We start from the raw sequence: 17,600 nt of genomic DNA, 5'->3' as shown, positions 1-17,600 counted from the left end.
GTGCGGGCATTCGCCTGCTCAAGCACAAGATCACGTTATTGTACTTTAGCACGAAGGAATATGCGGCATCTGGAGCTCAATGCTGTAATTCCGCGCATTTTCACAACCTGCGGGAACTTAACATGTTTTGTATGCACGCAGGAGAATCTGTTCTTTCTGTTCTTTTGTATGCGCGCCGGATCAACTGTCTGCCGTGAGGACCCTTGAGGCCGAATCAGGCAGCCGCTCCAGATCCGATACCGTTGCGCATCAGACCATCACAAGCCTCGGCCGGTACCAGAACCTTAGCCGGCATGCCGGGCTGAACGCGGGAAAAGCGCTGGTTAGCCGGCTGCGTGGTCGGCTGCCGTCCTGATCGCCTGGATGTTCTGACGGTAAGCCTCGACGCTGCCGCCTTTGAAGATGGCGGCGCCCGCCACCAGCACGTCGGCGCCGGCAGCGGTGACCAGCGGCGCGGTTTCGGCTGAAACACCGCCGTCGATCTCGATGCGGATCGGCCGGCCGCCGATGAGGGCCTTGACCCGCTTCACCTTGTCGACGATCGCCGGGATGAAGGCCTGGCCGCCGAAGCCCGGATTGACGGTCATGATCAGGATCAGGTCGAGCCGGTCGAGCACATATTCGACCACGCTTTCCGGCGTCGCCGGATTGAGCGACACACCGGCCTTCTTGCCGAGATTCCTGATGGTCTGCAGCGAGCGGTCAAGATGCGGGCCGGCTTCGGCATGGACGGTCAAACCGTCGCAGCCGGCCTCGGCGAAAGCGGCCAGATAGGGGTCGGCCGGGGCAATCATCAGATGGCAGTCGAAGAAGGCCTCGGTGCGGTTGCGGATCGCCTTGATCACCGGCGGGCCAAAGGTGATGTTGGGCACGAAATGCCCATCCATCACATCGAGATGGATCCAGTCGGCGCCGGCCGCCGCCACCGCTTCGACCTCATCGCCGAGTTTGGAAAAATCCGACGCCAACACCGACGGTGCAATCAGTGTCTTTCTGCTCATGGATGCGGCCTTTCCGAGTGCCCTTCTCGTTCGGCCACTCTATCGACTGCCTAATGCGCTCCAGCCGACTTGTCGAGGGCACGGGCGCGGCGGCTGCACGGGCGGAGGTGGCGTTGCGGCGTCCGCGATCCTGTCGCAGCCAATTTCCGCTTGCCTCGGAGCCATAAGAAAACCCGCCGGATTGCTCCGGCGGGTTTCTGGTCTGGCGTCGAGCAGATCGTTATTGCTGCTGGAGCTTCAGGATTCTGTCTGGAACCGGATCCTGCTGCTGTTCGACCTGCGGCCTGCGCCGTGGCAGTACCTGCTGCAGCAGCAGGCCGGGGTTGAGCTCCAGCGACGGTTGCCCGCGGAGCGGCCGGCAGTTCGGATAGCGTCCGATCGTACCTTCCGGGCAGCGCCGCCTGATGATCGGCTGGCACTGGCCGTTGATCATCTGCGAGCCCGGTGCGCATTCCACCTCTTGCCTGGGCTTGCGGCATGCGCCGTTGATCACCTGCGTCCCACGCGGACAGACACACTCGCCACGCTTGTTGTGGACCTGGCCGCGTATGTCGCATTGCTCCTGCGTCGGCTGCTTGCGCCGGCAGGCATTGCCCCGCACCTCGGTACCCCTCGGGCAGACACAATTGCCCTTTGCGTCATGGACCTGGCCACGGATCGTGCATTGCTCAGGCTTCGGCCGAATCGGGCGGCAGGCTCCGTTTCTGACCTCGGTACCCCTTGGGCAGACACAATCGCCGTCGGCGTCGTGAACCTGACCACGGATCGTGCACTGCTCGGGCTTTGGCCGCATCGGACGGCAGGCGCCATTGCGCACCTCGGTCCCTCTCGGGCAGACACAATCGCCATCGGCATCGTGGACCTGGCCACGGATGGTGCACTGCTCAGGCTTTGGCTGGATCGGGCGGCAGGCATTGCCCCGGATCTCGGTTCCCCTGGGGCAGACACAATCGCCATCCGCATTGTGGACCTGGCCACGGATGGTGCACTGCTCGGGCTTGTCGGTCCTGACACATCTGCCGTTCTCAAGCCCGGTTCCGCGTGGGCAGACGCAACGTCCGTCCTCGGTGCGGATCTGGCCTTCGAGCAGCACACAGCGCTTCGGCTGTTCCGGCTTCGGCACGATACCGCCGCCCGGCGAGCACTGGCCGTTGCGGTAGGTGGTGCCTTCCGGGCAGACGCAGCGGCCGGCATCGTTCATGACGAAGCCTTGCGAGCATTCCTTCTTCGTCTCCTGGCTGATGGTGAAGGGATGGCAGGCATAGGCCTTGCCGCGATCGCCCTGCACATTGGCCTGATCGCCGCCAAGCACGTCGCCACCGCCTTGCACCCGTGTGTCGGGAGAGAGCACGCCGACGCAGTTCTGGCCGCTGACATTGCCCTGCAGATTGGCCAGACGACCGTCGTCGGGAATGACCACGGTGACATGATGCACCCGGCTTTCGCCGGCGCCGAGCGACAAATTGGCAATGCAGGACGCAGGCAAGGTTGCCGGTTCCGGCGAGCAGCCGAAGGGCGGATCGATCGACGTGATCTCAACGCCTTCCAGCCTGCCGAGACCCTCCACGCCGATCGCATCGCCAATGCGGACCGGCCCGGAGAAGGCGGTCGCTCCGTCATTGGTGACGGTGATCTCGAACGAGCAGGGTTGGCCGAGCCTGCATTCGCGGTCGCCGGTCTTTTCGACACGGATGGTCGAGGCGCCGCCGCCCTTGGCGCAGGCCTGGCCAAAGGGATAGACGACGTCGTCGCCCGGTGCCGGCCCATAGGAGCCCCGCGCGCAGTTTTCGAACGCGCCATTGGCCGAAACCGTCACGTCGAAGTGGCGACTGGTTCCAGGTGTCATGACGGCACCGGGAATCTGGCACGACAGCGCGTTGGCCGGAACCGGTCCGCACGCCCATTCCGCGCCGTCAGGGGTGACGGTCTGGATCTGGACAGGCGCGCCGCCGGCCACCAGCGTGGCGGCATCGTTGACCCGCACCGGACCGGTGGGGGCAGCGGTGCCAAGGCTGATGACGGTGATGCGGCAAGAGATCAGCGCGGCACCGGCGAGCGAGCCGTTGCAGACCTTGGTGATGCGCAGGGTCGGCTTGCCGCCATTGGGATGGCGGAAGCGTTCCTTGGCGCAGGCCTTGTTGTTGGTGAGGTCGTTTTCGCCGGGGATGGGCTTCACCGTCGCGCAATTCTCGACAATGTCCGACTGATAGCCGGCCGGCATGACCGCCTTGACGACGATCGGCGTCGAGCCGCCCGGAGGCAGCGAGATCCCCGCATGGTCGCAGCGGAACAGGCCGGGACCTGTCGGTACGCAGGTCCATGGCGGGCTTGGGCCGAAGGTCGAGGAGGCCGGCGCGCCGGCCGGGTAGCTGTCGATCACCGTCAGCGGCCCGTTATAAGTCGATGTGCCGTTGTTGATGATGTCGATCACGAAGTGGCAGATGCCGTCGGCCGTGCAGACCGGGACGCGGGCACGCTTCTTCAGGATCAGGTCGACCTTCTTCTCGACCGGCGGCCGGCAGTCGCGGTCACGATCGCCACGCCGGCAGATCGGGATCGAGGCGCAGCCGCGATCGTTCGACTGGCTGCCGAACAGCGGCTTGCCGCTGGCGCCGTAATTATAGGTGGCGCAGTTACGCAAGACGCTGCCTTGCCAGCCTCCTGCCGGCTTGAAGCCGAGCTTGAGGTTGACGGAGGCCCCCGGATTGAGCGTGGTTACTGGGTAGGTGCAAATCATCGGGGTGGCGCCGGGTACGCAGACCCAGGGCGGATTGGGTCCTGAATCGAGCGTCGATCCGGCCGGCAGCGTCACCTCGTCGAGCACGATCTTGCCGTGGTAGGCACCGGTGCCGACATTGGTGACCCTGATGGTGAAGTCGCAGCCGCCACCCATCGTGCAACGCGTCACGTCGGCGCGTTTCTCGACCTTGAGGTCCGGCTCCTTGTCCTTGGGCGGGCACCTCTGGTCACGCGGGATGACGATGTCGATCGTCTGCGTGCAGCAAAGGCCCCAGCCTTCCTTCGGACCGGCATAGGTTTCGATGCCGGTGACGATGAGGTGGATGACGTCGCCGGGCGATGCGCCGACGATCTTCCAGTTGAGCACACCGCCGCCCGCCGGCACCAACTGGGTGTCGGGGATGATGGTGACGCCTGATGTGGTCGTCGACACCTGCACCCACTTGCCGCCCATCTCCGGGCCGACCGGCATATGGTAGATGAAGGCGCCGCCGCCGGGCACGCAGTCCACCGTGCCGCGTTCCACCTTGAAGCATTCCCGGTCGGGAGGCGGTGGCCGCTTATCACAGTTGGTGAGGTCGATCTTGATCGAGGTCTTGGCCCCGGTCTTGTAGTCGCCATCGTCGGGCTTGCCCGGATCCTGCGACGGGATGATGGTCCCGGGGCCGGCTCCGTTGCTGACCTTGATCACACCCTGGTTGTCGATCACGGTCGGCGAAGGAAACGCCGCATGGTCGATCTTGGCCGTGATCTGGAAGTTGATGACGCGTTCATTGGCGGCACCGGCGCCGTCGAGATCAGCGGCGGAGAGCCGGAAATTGGACACCGTTGCCGTGTCGTTCGGACCGGCCGAGGTGCTGATCGAAACGCCGGGCAATGGTCCGCCCGAAGCGTCCGTGCCGTCGCCCGACACATTCGCGCTGACGATCGAAAGGCCGTGTGGAAGCTGGTCCTTGAACTCGATCTTGAGCGTTTTCAGCAAGGCTGTCAGGTCGGCGAAGGCTTGCGCATCGCCGCGCAGGCCAAAGCTCAGGGAGTAGACGACATAGTCGCAGCTCCGCTGGGTGCCTTTCTTGGTGAAGAAGGGCACCGCCCGCTCCGGCCTCGGATTGACGATCTTCGAATTGTCGAGATCGAGCCTCAGTTCCGGGGTGATCGGGGCGGCGTCTTCCGCGTGGCTTGCCACAGGGGTGAACATGGCGACCGCGACACCGGCCGCCATCAGCCAGCGCGCGCCGCGCCTGGCGTATGACAGGGGTTTCATGATCGTCTCCATGACTGTGGATTGCGAGCTCGTCGTGAGCGGGGAGAGTGCGAGATTTTTCATCTTCCCCTCCTCAACGTTCGCAGCTGACGGCTGGGGTTCGGAGCGGCAAGATCATCTTGCAGCAAGGGTAGTAGCCACCCTTGTCCTTGTCGGACTTCCTGTAGAAGCAAAGTCCAACATCCACTCTGTCGCCCGGATAGTGGCCGGTGATGTCGACCGTGTAAGGCTTGCCGGGCGCATGCGACTGGGATGATGTCACCCCGACGCGTGGCGTCCTGGACTTTGTCTCATTGGAAGGTTGGGCCTTGATCGAATCGCCGCCGAAGCCGGCGTGGTCATGGAGATAGAGATCGGCCTGGAGGCCGCGAGGCGTACAGTAATACCTGATATCCTCGACATCGATGCACGGAGGCAGGTTGCCGGGTGGTGGGAAATCCGGCGGGTAGAAGGGGGGCAGGTAGCCGCCCGGGATTTCCTCGTAATAGCCGGCGCGGCCCTCGCAAGGATGCCAGACGGCAACGTCGCCGACATGGCCCTCGACCTCCGGATCTTCGAAATAACCGTCGAAGTCGACGAACCAGGAGCCGAAGGGCGGCACGTTGGCCGGCTTGACCAGCTCTTTCGGCGTGATCTGGACGCCATGCACGGCCAGCGGCCCGCCGGCGGCGAGCTGTTCGGCGAGTGAAGGATTGTCGCGCAGCTTGTCGCCTGACTTGACCAGCGTCTGCGTGCAGACCGATGTGTCGAGATTGCCGTCGGAATCATAACCATATTGCAGGTCGAGACCGCCGGCGGCCTGCCGGTTGCCCTGCGGGAAACCGACCGCATATTCCTGCGGCACTTCGACCCAGACCGATTCCGTCTCCGGATCGTCCGGGTTCTCTCGGAAGTAGCGGATGACCTCGCCTTTGCCGGAATCGGCGAATTGGCTGTAATCGTAGCGGTTCTCGACTGGGCCGCGCTGGGCCAGGTACATGAAGCCGCTATTGTCGAAGGCGATGTCGGTGACGGCGTAGTCCTTGTCGGCCTTGACCGTCAGTTCCCAGCGCGGGTCGCCGACAAAACTGCCGTCGCGGGCGATGCCCACCGACCAGATTTCCGACTTTTCGCCGACCGAGTAGTAGAGCCGGCCGCCATGGTAGGAGACGCCCCAGACGCGGCGCTCGTCCTGCGTGTAGCCCCAGCTGTCGGGGTCTTCGCTGTCGAAGGTCGCTCCCTTTATGTCCATCACCGAACCGTCGTCGGCGACTGGAGCAAGCCCATGCGCGGGACGGCCGGCAACGCCGTGATCGAAGCTGTCGATCAGCCTGCCTTCGGCATCGATGCGATGGATCAGGCCGGTATCGAGATCGGACGCGAAGAACTCGCGATGAGTGGCGTCGAATGTGAGATTGCCGATGCCGGGACCGCTGTTGGTGTCGATGTCGGCGAATTTGGAGACCTGGCCGGTGATGCCGTCGATCTTCCAGACGGTGCCCGGCCCGCCGCCGTTTTCGGTGCCGAACTGGCCATCCATGAAGATGGCGCCGGCAGCGCCGCGGCGCTGCCGCTCGGGGCGGCCGTCATCGTCGGCGTCCGGGGTGACGATACGGATGCCGTGCAGCGAGGTGGCGCCGGCATAGAGATTGGGAATGCCCGTCGGAACGCCGTCGCGCACGCCGTCATCGTAGGTGACGCCGAACACTTGGCCGACCTGCTCCGCCGTCACCTCGAAGGGCGGTGGCGTGTTGACGAGCTGGCCGGTGGCTGGTCCGCCCAGTTGCGAGACGTCGAAGACGCGCAAGGTGGCGCGCGTGGTGTCGATGAAGGTTTCGTCGACCGGATCGACGCCGGGCGGCAGTCCCTCTTTTTCGGAATCAGGGGGGTCGAAATTGGGAATGATGGTGCCGGAAAATCCGGTCACCGCCATCGAACCGGGATAGATGATCCGGGTTTCCTGCGCCTGCGCGGCGCCCAGCCACAGGCCGAGTGCCAGCAACCCGCCTGGATGCACAGCGCGGCGCAAGCCGCCAGCAAGAGACGACACAAACGAGCCGCGGATGCGAGACATGACACTACCCCCCGTAGTCGACGGGAGAACGTCGGGTCTGGCCGCGCAAATCAGGGCAAGGCGCGGCGGTCCGGCTCGTTCTTCCCTGATCGAATTGTCTGCTTTCCTCAAGATGACGATACGCCTGCTCTTACGCAGGGTCAACGGAATCAACAGAAAGCCCAGCGCATCGACCTCGTCCCGAAGGCGGTGGTCGCGCCGAGCTCCTGTTGTTCCCGGAGACCTGGGAGTCTCTGGGTTATTGGTCATGGGGGCTTCCTTTCCGGGCCGCACCATGCGGCACCTGGAGATCAGTCGCAGGCGGAGGTGGAAAGGTTCATGGAAGCCTTGCGCAGAATGCTTGCGCGCGATGCCGCCTGTTCTTATATACGCGCCAAGCCGTTCGGCGCCGGAATGCCGGTTGCCGGAACGGGATTTCTTGTGAACAGGGGCTTTCGTCGGAACGCCTGTACGGGTCCTGATAGCCTGCTTAGCGGAGAGACTAGAAAAATGGCAAAAGTAATCGGTATCGATCTCGGCACCACCAACTCGTGTATCGCCATCATGGATGGCAAGGAGCCCAAGGTGATCGAGAATGCGGAAGGCGCGCGCACGACGCCTTCCATCGTCGCTATTTCGGGCGACGACGAACGTCTGGTCGGCCAGCCGGCCAAGCGCCAGGCGGTCACCAATCCTGAAAACACCATCTTCGCGGTCAAGCGCCTGATCGGCCGCCGCTATGACGATCCGGTGACGGAGAAGGACAAGAAGCTTGTCCCCTACAAGATCGTCAAGGGCGACAATGGCGATGCCTGGGTCGAAGCCGGCGGCAGGAAGCAGTCGCCCTCGCAGATCTCGGCCATGATCCTGCAGAAGATGAAGGAGACGGCGGAAGCCTATCTCGGCGAGAAGGTCGAGAAGGCGGTCATCACCGTTCCAGCCTATTTCAACGACGCCCAGCGCCAGGCGACCAAGGACGCCGGCAAGATCGCCGGCCTTGAAGTGCTGCGCATCATCAACGAGCCGACCGCGGCAGCGCTTGCCTATGGCCTCGACAAGAAGGAAGGCAAGACCATTGCCGTCTATGACCTTGGCGGCGGCACGTTCGACATTTCGGTGCTCGAAATCGGCGACGGCGTGTTCGAGGTCAAGTCGACCAATGGCGACACTTTCCTCGGCGGCGAGGATTTCGACATGCGCCTGGTCGAATACCTGGCGGCCGAGTTCAAGAAGGAACAGGGCATCGACCTGAAGAACGACAAGCTTGCCCTGCAGCGCCTCAAGGAGGCGGCTGAAAAGGCCAAGATCGAGCTGTCGTCGACCACCCAGACCGAAATCAACCTGCCCTTCATCACCGCCGACGCGACCGGGCCGAAGCACCTGACGCTGAAGCTGACGCGCGCCAAGTTCGAGCAGCTGGTCGACGATCTGGTCCAGCGCACGATTGCCCCTTGCAAGGCGGCGCTCAAGGATGCCGGCCTGAAGGCCGGCGAGATCGACGAAGTCGTCCTGGTCGGCGGCATGACCCGCATGCCCAAGATCCAGGAGATCGTGAAGCAGTTCTTCGGCAAGGAGCCGCACAAGGGCGTCAATCCGGATGAAGTCGTCGCTCTCGGCGCCGCCATCCAGGCCGGCGTGCTGCAGGGCGACGTCAAGGACGTGCTGTTGCTCGACGTGACGCCGCTGTCGCTCGGCATCGAGACGCTGGGTGGCGTGTTCACCCGCCTGATCGAACGCAACACGACGATCCCGACCAAGAAAAGCCAGGTGTTCTCGACGGCCGAGGACTCACAGTCGGCCGTGACCATCCGGGTCTTCCAGGGTGAGCGTGAAATGGCCGCCGACAACAAGGCGCTCGGCCAGTTCGACCTGGTCGGCATCCCGCCGGCGCCGCGCGGCGTGCCGCAGATTGAGGTCACCTTCGACATCGACGCCAACGGCATCGTCAACGTTTCGGCCAAGGACAAGGGCACCGGCAAGGAACACCAGATCCGCATCCAGGCATCGGGCGGTCTTTCGGACGCCGACATCGAGAAGATGGTCAAGGACGCCGAGGCCAACGCCGAGACCGACAAGAAGCGGCGTGCGCTGGTCGAGGCCCGCAACCAGGCCGAAGCGCTGCTGCATTCCTCGGAGAAGTCGCTGAAGGAATATGGCGACAAGGTTTCGGAAGGCGAGCGCACGGCGATCTCCGACGCGATCGCGGCGCTGAAGACCGCGACCGAAGGCGACGACCCGGCCGACATCGAAGCCAAGAGCCAGGCGCTTGCCGAGGCTTCGATGAAGCTTGGCCAGGCCATGTACGAGGCTTCGCAGAAGGAAGCGGCGGAAGCCGACGCCAAGGCGGATGCCGCCAAGGACAGTGACGTTGTCGACGCCGATTTCGAGGAAATCGACGAGGACGACGACAAGAAGAAGTCGGCCTGAACCGTTTGACGGCAAGGTAAAGCGAAAAGCCCGGCGAAGGCCGGGCTTTTTTGCAACCCCTTGCAGAAAAACAGCGGGCCTTGCTGAAAAAATGCAGGCAAAGCCGCGTCGACACTGGCATCCCCCTTCCATCGCACCTAAATCGAAGCGTCAGTGCCGGCAAAGAGACGCAACAATGCTTCAAGACGTTGAGCATCCGGACAGCGGGAAAAAATGAAAGCTGATTTCTACGAGACGCTGGGCGTCCAAAAAGGCGCCGACGAGAAGGAGCTCAAGAGCGCTTTCCGCAAGCTCGCCATGCAGTTCCATCCCGACCGCAACCCCGGCGATCATTCCTGCGAGCACAAGTTCAAGGAAATCAACGAAGCCTACGAGACGCTGAAAGACCCGCAGAAGCGCGCGGCCTATGACCGCTTCGGCCACGCCGCCTTCGAACAGGGCGGCATGAATGGCGGCGCGCAAGGTTTCGGCGCCGGCGGTTTCGCCGACATCTTCGAGGACATTTTCGGCGACATGATGGGCGGGCGCCAGCGCCGTTCGTCGGGCGGCCGCGAGCGCGGCGCCGACCTGCGCTACAACATGGAAATCACCCTGGAAGAGGCTTTTGCCGGCAAGACCGCGCAGATCCGGGTGCCGGCGTCGATATCGTGCTCTGAATGTTCGGGCAGCGGCGCCAAGCCCGGCACCCAGCCCGTCACCTGCTCGATGTGCAACGGCCACGGCAAGGTGCGCGCCACGCAAGGCTTCTTCTCGATCGAACGGACCTGCCCGCAATGCCAGGGGCGCGGCCAGACGATCAAGGATCCGTGCCCGAAATGCGCCGGCCAGGGCCGCGTCACCGAGGAGCGTTCGCTGTCGGTCAACATCCCGGCCGGCATCGAGGACGGCACCCGCATCCGCCTTGCCAATGAGGGCGAAGCCGGCCTGCGCGGCGGGCCATCGGGCGACCTCTATATTTTCCTGGCGGTCAAACCGCACGAGTTCTTCCAACGCGACGGCGCCGACCTGTATTGCAAGGTGCCGATCTCGATGACGACGGCCGCCCTTGGCGGCTCCTTCGAGGTGACGACGCTGGACGGCACGCAGACAAAGGTCAAGGTGACCGAGGGCACGCAGAACGGGCGCCAGTTCCGTCTCAAAGGCAAGGGCATGCCTGTGCTGCGTCAGCCCAATGTCGGTGACCTCTACATCCAGACCGCGGTCGAGACGCCGCAGAACCTGACCCGCCGCCAGCGTGAGCTGCTGGAGGAGTTCGAACAGCTCTCCTCGCAGGACAATTCGCCCCAATCGAGCGGCTTTTTTGCCCGCATGAAGGATTTTTTCGAGTCCTTTGGCGAACGTTGATGCACTTTGGCCAGCCTAAGCCGATTTGCAACGCGTAAATCCTTGAATCGCGTCACCCCTTGAGACGCGACGAAAATTATCTTATCCACGACATGCGTCCGGCCGCGCCTTGCCTAGCACCGCTCAGGTGCTAAGTAACTTTGCGGGGAGCGCTGAGGAGAGCTTGCATGACACGTGGCCCTGGACTGCGGAAGGCGCTTGTCGAAAAGTTCGACGACGAACTCAAATTCTTCAAGGGCTGGATCGACAAGCCGAAGGCGGTTGGTTCGATCGTGCCCACCAGTTCGGTCACCGCGCGCAAAATGGCCTCGATCGTCAATCCTAAATCCGGCCTGCCGGTGCTTGAGGTCGGCCCCGGTACCGGCGTCATCACCCGCGCCATCCTCGCCCAGGGGGTCCGGCCCGAAAACCTCTACGCGGTCGAGTATTCCGCGGATTTCGTCCGTCATCTGCGGCGGCTCTATCCCGGCGTCAACGTCATCGAGGGCGATGCCTTCAATCTCAACGCCACGCTTGGCGACAAGAGCGGGATGATCTTCGATTCCGTCGTTTCCGGCGTGCCGCTGCTCAACTTCCCGGTCGCCCAGCGCATTGCCTATATCGAGAGCCTGCTCGACCGCATCCCGGCCGGACGGCCGATCGTGCAGCTGACCTACGGCCCGATGTCGCCGATCCCGGCCGGCCGTGGCAATTATACGGTCAAGCATTTCGATTTCATCCTTCGCAACATCCCGCCGACCCAGCTGTGGATCTACCGCCGCGAAGCGCATTAGTTTCTCGGAGCGGAACCGCTCGGCGACTCGCGCAAACTCTATGACTTCGTCATCCACGGGCGGAGCAAGGAGCGTAGCGACGCAGCGCAGACCCGAGGATCCATGCCGCGACTTCCGAGTGCACGCCACGGCGCAGAGTTCTGTTCCGCCGCACTCCACGGTCAAGGTCACGGAATGGATCCCAGGGTCTCCGCGACGGAGCTTCGCTCCTGCTTCGCCCAGGGATGACGAAGTTGGCGTTGATTTGCTCGATCCTTGGCTGTACCTGTCCGGGAGCAAGGGTGGCCAATGGCAGTGATCCCGAAAATCCTCGTCTTCGCCGGCTCGGTGCGCAGCGGCGCCTATAGCGGCAGGACGGCCGACGTGGCGCAGAAGGAACTTGCCATGCAAGGCGCCGAGGTGACCCGCATCTCGCTTGCCGACTATCCCTTGCCGATCCTGGACGAGGATCTGGAAAAGGAAAAAGGCGTTCCCGAAAACGCCCAGAAACTCGGCCGTCTGGTGATCGCCCATGACGGGCTGCTGATCGCCACGCCCGAATATAACGGCTCCATTCCGCCGCTGCTCAAGAACACGATCGACTGGGTGAGCCGGGTGCGCAGGGATGGCGGGCGGCCGGTGAGGCCACTTGCCGGCAAGGTCGTTGGCCTCTGTTCGTCCTCCAGCGGGCACTTTGCCGGCATCCGCTGCATCAACCATCTGCGCGCCGTGTTGGTACGTTGCCAGATGGAGGTGGTGACGCCGGAATGCTCGGTGCCCGAGGGTGGCAGCGCCTTCGACGAGGACGGCAATTTCCGTGACGAAAGACTGTACAAATCGATGGAGCATCTATGCCGCACGCTGATCGAAACCTCGCGCATGCTGTCCACCCGGATAGAGACATGATTGCCAGCACCTTGCAGGCCCAATCCATGCAGGAAAGGCTGATCGTCGGCCTCGACGTGCCGACAGTGAGAGAAGCCGAGCAGGCGGTGCGCGAACTCGACGGCGTCGTCTCCTTCTACAAGATCGGCTACCAGCTTGCCTTCGCCGGCGGGCTCGATTTCGCCAGGGAACTGACCAGCGGCGGCACCAAGGTCTTCCTCGACATGAAGCTGCTCGACATCGACCACACGGTGGCCAAGGGCGTCGAGAACATCGTCAAGATGGGCATGACCATGCTGACCATCCACGCCTATCCCAAGGCGATGGCGGCGGCGGTGGAAGCAGCGCGCGGCAGCGACCTTTGCCTGCTTGCCGTCAGCGTGCTGACCTCGATGGACGAGCAGGACATGATCGATGTCGGTTACGAGTACGACCCGCATACGCTGGTGCTGCGGCGCTCGGAACAGGCGCTGCATGCCGGCATGGGCGGCATCGTCTGCTCGGCCGCGGAGGCCGAGGCGGTGCGCCGCATCGTCGGACCCGACATGGCGGTGGTGACACCCGGCATCCGGCCGGCGGGCAGCGACCATGGCGACCAGAAGCGCGTCGTGACGCCGGGCCAGGCGATCCGCAACGGCGCCAGCCACCTCGTCGTCGGCCGGCCGATCATTGCTGCGGACAACAAACGGGAAGCGGCCGAAGCCATCCTCGACGAGATGCGCTCGGCCTGAGATTTCCAAGAACAAGTTCGGAGACCAAGAAAATGCCCAAGGGATACTGGATCGCCCGTGTCGATGTGCGCGACGCGGAAGGCTACAAGGACTATGTCGCCGCCGCCAAGCCTGCCTTCGAGCGCTTCGGTGCGAAGTTCCTGGCGCGCGGCGGCGAGCATGAAAAGGCCGAAGGGCCCGGCCGGGCACGCAACGTCATCATAGAGTTCGAATCGCTTGCCGCCGCGCATGATTGCTACCATTCGCCGGAATACCAGCGCGCCGTCGCCATCCGTCAGAAGGTCGCCGACGGCGAAATCGTTCTGGTCGAGGGCGCCTGAGGTCCTTGCAAGCATAGTTCCGAAGAAAGTCATTCCGGTTTCACCGGAGATCATGCTCAAAATCGGATAAAGCCTGGCGGCGTTTGAAGCCCCGCAGGCCCATTTTACATCTCTTTGCTCCGGCGATTTCACGGTCATCTGCCTGGCGCAGTTGCCGGGCGCGGAGCCGTGCCGACGAGCGGTCATTCAACGCGGGTCGGATTGCCGGTTTACATGCAGGTATTTACCTGCATATTGTGCCTTATAACAGAGTGAGGCAGATGGACGCCGACAAGGTTTTCAAAGCGCTGGGGGATCCGACACGCAGAAGGCTGCTTGACCTTCTGTGCGAGCAGAACGGGCAGACGCTCAGTCAGCTTTGCGACCATCTGGACATGGCCAGGCAATCCGCCACCCAGCACCTCGACCTGCTGGAGGCGGCCAATCTGGTGAGCACGGTCAAGCGCGGCCGCGAAAAGCTGCATTTCATCAATCCCGTGCCGCTGCACGAAGTCTACGAGCGCTGGGTACGGAAATTCGAACGGCAGCGGCTCAGCCTGCTGCACGACCTGAAGCAAGAACTCGAAGGAGAAGACCGATGACCAGGGAAACGACCAGCTTTGTCTACGTGACCTATATCCGCTCGACGCCGCAGAAGGTGTTCGAGGCCATAATCAAGCCCGAGATCGCGAAGCGCTACTGGGGCCACGAGAACGTCTCCGAATGGACGCCGGGTTCGAAATGGGAACATATCCGCGCCAATGACGAACGGACCGTAGAGCTCGTCGGCAAGGTCGTCGAGATTTCGCCGCCGACCCGCCTTGTCATCACCTGGGCGAATGCTTCGCAGGCCGACGATCCGTCGAAAACCAGCCGGGTGACGTTCGCCATCGAGGAATACGACACCATGGTGCGACTGACCGTCAGCCATGACGAGCTCGAAGCCGGCAGCGGCATGGCGAAAGGCGTCAGCCAGGGCTGGCCGGCGGTGCTGTCCAGCCTGAAATCTTTCCTCGAAACCGGCAGCGGCATCGACATTTTCGCCAAGCCGAAATCGGCCTGATGCTGCGACCTCAAGCAGAATCAGACCCGTGGAGAATGGCAATGACCAAACGCTTTACCGGCGGCTGCGCATGCGGCGCGATCCGCTACGAAACCAATGACGAGCCGATCTTCCAGAACCACTGCCAGTGCAGCGATTGCCAGAAGCGCTCAGGCACCGGCCACGGATCCTACCTGACCTTCGGCCAGCGTGCCGATATGGCCATCACCGGGGAGGTGAGCACCTGGCGCGTGGCGGGCGCCAGCGGCAACGAAAAAATCCACACCTTCTGTCCAACCTGCGGAACGCCGGTCTTTCTGATACCCGTCGCCATGCCCGAGCTGATAGTGGTCCACGCGGCCAGCCTCGACGATCCGGAACAGTTCAGCCCGCAGATGGTGACCTACACGAGCCACGGCCATGCCTGGGACAAGATGGATCCGTCCTTGCAGGCGGTCGAGCGAATGCCTGGCGGGTAGCGTCTGCTGGTCAGTCTGCCGACACTATTCGTGAGTTAGCGGGGCCGCACCGTGGCGTGTCGAGTGCTCTTCGCCGGCGAGCGCTTCCGCCTGGTGGCGGTGCCCGAGCATTTCGTAGCCGACAACGGTAACTGCTGGCGCCAGCATCAAGATGATCAGGCAGATCGCCATGTCGACGCCCGCAAGCGCTGCAAGAACGGCAAGCGCCACGACCGCTGCGGTCGCGACCAGCAGCCAGATGTGGAACGGGTCGAAGCGCTGAACAAGATAGGTGTAGAGCGCATAGATCGCCGCCAGGAACACAGCGACGGGAACAGCTGTCGCAAGCAGTGTCGCAAGTGGGCCGATATGCGCCTTGTGCTCAAGGAAATAGGCCGCGACATGCAGCCCGGCACCGGTGGCGACGATTGCCGCGACGATCACCATTTGCCCGTAGCCCCAAACGAATGCGCGATTTCGGTGGGCATGAAGGACCGGCGCTGACGGCAGCATATAGTAGACCCACCACATGCCGAAGGTGAGCCCGGTGCCGGCGATGCAGACCAACGCCGCATCCATGGTCCAGCCCTGCTCCTCGACCACGGCGGACAAGGTGGCGAGGGTGCCGACGACCCCCTCACCCAAAGCGATGATGGCAAACAGGCTGTAACGTTCGGCCATGTGGTGCGCATGCCAGGGCGTGCCGCCATCCCTGCTTTCGGCAATCACGGGTCCTGCCAGTTCTATCAGCCCGAGAATGACTGCGAGGATGATGCTGGTGCCGACCGGAAAATCGACGACGATCTGCACCACCCAGCCGATCTGGGCGACCGCGATTGCCGCGGCGTAGGTCAGGCAGGCACGGCGCCGGACGGGGTCCTGCCGGGCAGCACGCAGCCACTGGAAGATCATCGCCACCCGCATGATGACATAGCCCAGCACCATCACCGAATTGTTGAGGTGCTCGCCGTGCTCAATGGAGGCGAACATGCGTGGCAGGCCGATCGCCAGCACCAGCACGCCGATCATCTGCACCATAGTGACGAGGCGGAAAATCCAATCGTCGGTGTCGTAGGCAGAAGAGAACCAGGAGAAATTGATCCAGGCCCAGCAAATGGCGAAGCTGGCGAAAGCGAAGCCGAGCAGGGCGGCCGGGTAATGGCCTTCGGCCAATGCATGGGCGAGTTGCGACGAGGCAAAGCTGAACGCCGTCACGAAGGTCAGGTCGAACAGAAGCTCCAGCGGCGTCGCGACGCGATGCACCTCATGCGGATCGCGCCCAACCATGCGCCTGACATGATGGTGGAGGCTTTCGGGATTGACAGGCGTGGTGTTCATCGCGTGGCCTTTGCTAGACCAGTTCACCGTTTCACGGAGAAGGCGAACTGCTCTTACTCTTTGTTTTGACGCAATTCCCAAGGGAAAGCGCTATGCGCTTTTCCCCGGGAAAACCGCTCCACACTTCCCCAGAACTGCTTTCGGGTCGTTGGCCGACACTAGAGGCAGGGCGAAAGCCGTCAAGGCGCGCAGCTATCGGTCGACGCCGATCAGCCGGCTGGCAGCGGTTTCGGCCATGGCATGGGCCAGTTCAAGGCCCCATTGCTGGCGGCAATAGGCGCGAAAATCGAAGCAGGGCAGGCCGGGGCAGACCTCGAACTCGATGAGGTGGACGGTGTCGTCGGCCTCGACCCTGAGATCGATGGAAAACACGTCGCGCAGGCCGAGCCCGCTCATCAGCCGCCCGGCGATCGCACGTATCGTGGCGTCGGCGGCCGGCTGGCTGTCGGCAACCGCGACGAGTTCCGGCTCGGCGTAGTGTCCCGCCGCTTTCGCTGCCTCGCCAGTGTCGCCGTAGAGCGCCAGGCTGTCGGCCATGGTCTGGAAATCGGCGCCTGAATCGACAAAGGCCACGCCAAGCGCTTCGACCCCGGCGCCTGGCACCAGGCCGAGGAAACTGGCGCGCACGTTGCGGCCGGCGACATAGGGCTGGACGACGACATCGTCGCGATAGGCCGAAAAGACGCGCCGGCTAAGCTCCAGCGCATGGCCGAGGTCGGCCACACGCGAGTCCGGCCAGATACCGATCTTGGCGCCGAGCCGGTTGGGCTTGACGAACCAGCCGGCGGGCGAGGCCGGCGGCGCGATCAGCCATTGGCCATCGCGCGCAAGACCAGCCTGCGGCACCGGCAGGCCGAGCGCGCCGAGCACGGCTCCGGAGCGGAACTTGTCCTGACAGAGCGCGAACAGCGCATCGTCTGCGCCGATCGTCTTGAACCCGCCCAGTCGCGCCAAAGCAGGCGCCGCCCCGCCCCGGAAATAGGCGATGCCGTCGGTCAGCGTCCAGATCAGCGTTGTGTCCGGCTCCTCGCCGGCGAGCACGCTCGCGGCCTCATCCAGCGCCACCGCGGCGAAAGACAGGCCGCGTGCCTGGCAGGCATGGCCAAGCATGTCGAATTCAGCGGCGAGGTCGGTCGACTGCGCCAGATAGGACGCGATTTCGGCGGCGCGCTGCGGTGCATGACCGTCGGCGACCAGACGGTCCAGGCAAGCCTTCTCCGGCTCATGGACAAGGATCAGTCTTGGCTGGCGGCTCGGCATGAGATGAACGTTTCCCGGCAGTGCGATT

14 protein-coding genes are annotated in these 17,600 nt (G+C 63.5%); 9 read left to right on the top strand and 5 right to left on the bottom strand.

Annotated features, from left to right (window positions below):
* Positions 1-323: 323 nt before the first annotated feature.
* From rpe to NKJ67_RS18620, 3 genes are all read right to left on the bottom strand, one after another.
* Entirely contained in the window at positions 324-1,001 is a 678-nt protein-coding gene (rpe, locus tag NKJ67_RS18630) for a ribulose-phosphate 3-epimerase (RefSeq protein ID WP_127271687.1), read from the bottom strand.
* Positions 1,002-1,221: 220 nt separating this feature from the next.
* Positions 1,222-5,067, bottom strand: coding sequence for a DUF7929 domain-containing protein (locus NKJ67_RS18625; RefSeq protein WP_352582286.1), 3,846 nt, complete (start codon positions 5,065-5,067; stop codon positions 1,222-1,224).
* A 10-nt stretch (positions 5,068-5,077) separates the two neighbouring features.
* Positions 5,078-7,333 carry an NHL repeat-containing protein gene (locus NKJ67_RS18620; protein WP_352582284.1) on the bottom strand — a complete coding sequence of 752 codons (2,256 nt, stop codon included), beginning with the start codon at positions 7,331-7,333 and terminating at the stop codon, positions 5,078-5,080.
* 213 nt (positions 7,334-7,546) lie between these two features.
* Between NKJ67_RS18620 and dnaK the strand changes: the two genes are divergently transcribed.
* The 9 genes from dnaK to NKJ67_RS18575 all read left to right on the top strand — a co-directional run bounded on the left by dnaK (position 7,547) and on the right by NKJ67_RS18575 (position 14,995).
* Complete coding sequence (dnaK, locus tag NKJ67_RS18615; RefSeq protein WP_023810872.1) at positions 7,547-9,463, top strand: molecular chaperone DnaK; 1,917 nt, start codon at positions 7,547-7,549, stop codon at positions 9,461-9,463.
* A 213-nt stretch (positions 9,464-9,676) separates the two neighbouring features.
* Entirely contained in the window at positions 9,677-10,807 is a 1,131-nt protein-coding gene (gene dnaJ / locus NKJ67_RS18610; protein ID WP_013528587.1) for a molecular chaperone DnaJ, read from the top strand.
* Between the two features lie 167 nt (positions 10,808-10,974).
* Positions 10,975-11,580 (top strand): phospholipid N-methyltransferase PmtA, encoded by a 606-nt coding sequence (pmtA, locus tag NKJ67_RS18605; RefSeq protein WP_023810874.1) that lies wholly within the window; start codon positions 10,975-10,977, stop codon positions 11,578-11,580.
* A gap of 288 nt (positions 11,581-11,868) precedes the next feature.
* Positions 11,869-12,465, top strand: coding sequence for an NADPH-dependent FMN reductase (locus tag NKJ67_RS18600; RefSeq protein WP_127266740.1), 597 nt, complete (start codon positions 11,869-11,871; stop codon positions 12,463-12,465).
* The gene (pyrF, locus tag NKJ67_RS18595) at positions 12,462-13,175 is read left to right on the top strand and encodes an orotidine-5'-phosphate decarboxylase (protein WP_164748777.1); all 714 of its coding nucleotides are present in this window, start codon (positions 12,462-12,464) and stop codon (positions 13,173-13,175) included. The genes NKJ67_RS18600 and pyrF overlap by 4 nt, the downstream gene beginning before the upstream one ends.
* Before the next feature lie 32 nt (positions 13,176-13,207).
* The gene (locus NKJ67_RS18590) at positions 13,208-13,495 is read left to right on the top strand and encodes a DUF1330 domain-containing protein (RefSeq protein ID WP_023762651.1); all 288 of its coding nucleotides are present in this window, start codon (positions 13,208-13,210) and stop codon (positions 13,493-13,495) included.
* A gap of 260 nt (positions 13,496-13,755) precedes the next feature.
* Positions 13,756-14,076, top strand: coding sequence for an ArsR/SmtB family transcription factor (locus NKJ67_RS18585; protein WP_127321643.1), 321 nt, complete (start codon positions 13,756-13,758; stop codon positions 14,074-14,076).
* Positions 14,073-14,537, top strand: coding sequence for an SRPBCC family protein (locus NKJ67_RS18580; protein ID WP_013528593.1), 465 nt, complete (start codon positions 14,073-14,075; stop codon positions 14,535-14,537). Before NKJ67_RS18585 ends, NKJ67_RS18580 begins: the two co-directional genes overlap by 4 nt.
* 41 nt (positions 14,538-14,578) lie before the next feature.
* A complete protein-coding gene (locus NKJ67_RS18575; protein ID WP_352582280.1) occupies positions 14,579-14,995 on the top strand; it encodes a GFA family protein in 417 nt (138 codons plus the stop codon).
* Between the two features lie 24 nt (positions 14,996-15,019).
* Here the strand turns inward: NKJ67_RS18575 and NKJ67_RS18570 are convergent, their stop codons facing one another.
* The gene (locus tag NKJ67_RS18570; protein WP_352582278.1) at positions 15,020-16,312 is read right to left on the bottom strand and encodes a low temperature requirement protein A; all 1,293 of its coding nucleotides are present in this window, start codon (positions 16,310-16,312) and stop codon (positions 15,020-15,022) included.
* 192 nt (positions 16,313-16,504) lie between these two features.
* Positions 16,505-17,572: a D-alanine--D-alanine ligase family protein gene (locus NKJ67_RS18565; protein ID WP_352582276.1), complete on the bottom strand. Its 1,068-nt coding sequence runs from the start codon at positions 17,570-17,572 to the stop codon at positions 16,505-16,507.
* Positions 17,573-17,600: the final 28 nt, after the last annotated feature.

Source organism: Mesorhizobium sp. M0088, assembly GCF_040322895.1.
GTDB lineage: Bacteria > Pseudomonadota > Alphaproteobacteria > Rhizobiales > Rhizobiaceae > Mesorhizobium.
Note: the sequence above shows the minus strand (reverse complement) of the source record. Positions and strands in the feature narration are given on the sequence as shown.

Excerpts from the sequence above, each read along its gene's own strand:
- NKJ67_RS18575 (WP_352582280.1), top strand. The coding sequence starts at position 14,579 with ATGACCAAACGCTTTACCGGCGGCTGCGCATGCGGCGCGATCCGCTAC.
- NKJ67_RS18590 (WP_023762651.1), top strand. The coding sequence starts at position 13,208 with ATGCCCAAGGGATACTGGATCGCCCGTGTCGATGTGCGCGACGCGGAA.
- pyrF (WP_164748777.1), top strand. The coding sequence starts at position 12,462 with ATGATTGCCAGCACCTTGCAGGCCCAATCCATGCAGGAAAGGCTGATC.
- NKJ67_RS18580 (WP_013528593.1), top strand. The coding sequence starts at position 14,073 with ATGACCAGGGAAACGACCAGCTTTGTCTACGTGACCTATATCCGCTCG.
- NKJ67_RS18620 (WP_352582284.1), bottom strand. The coding sequence starts at position 7,333 with ATGGTGCGGCCCGGAAAGGAAGCCCCCATGACCAATAACCCAGAGACT.
- rpe (WP_127271687.1), bottom strand. The coding sequence starts at position 1,001 with ATGAGCAGAAAGACACTGATTGCACCGTCGGTGTTGGCGTCGGATTTT.
- NKJ67_RS18565 (WP_352582276.1), bottom strand. The coding sequence starts at position 17,572 with ATGCCGAGCCGCCAGCCAAGACTGATCCTTGTCCATGAGCCGGAGAAG.
- dnaK (WP_023810872.1), top strand. The coding sequence starts at position 7,547 with ATGGCAAAAGTAATCGGTATCGATCTCGGCACCACCAACTCGTGTATC.
- NKJ67_RS18570 (WP_352582278.1), bottom strand. The coding sequence starts at position 16,312 with ATGAACACCACGCCTGTCAATCCCGAAAGCCTCCACCATCATGTCAGG.
- dnaJ (WP_013528587.1), top strand. The coding sequence starts at position 9,677 with ATGAAAGCTGATTTCTACGAGACGCTGGGCGTCCAAAAAGGCGCCGAC.
- NKJ67_RS18585 (WP_127321643.1), top strand. The coding sequence starts at position 13,756 with ATGGACGCCGACAAGGTTTTCAAAGCGCTGGGGGATCCGACACGCAGA.
- NKJ67_RS18600 (WP_127266740.1), top strand. The coding sequence starts at position 11,869 with ATGGCAGTGATCCCGAAAATCCTCGTCTTCGCCGGCTCGGTGCGCAGC.
- pmtA (WP_023810874.1), top strand. The coding sequence starts at position 10,975 with ATGACACGTGGCCCTGGACTGCGGAAGGCGCTTGTCGAAAAGTTCGAC.
- NKJ67_RS18625 (WP_352582286.1), bottom strand. The coding sequence starts at position 5,067 with ATGAAAAATCTCGCACTCTCCCCGCTCACGACGAGCTCGCAATCCACA.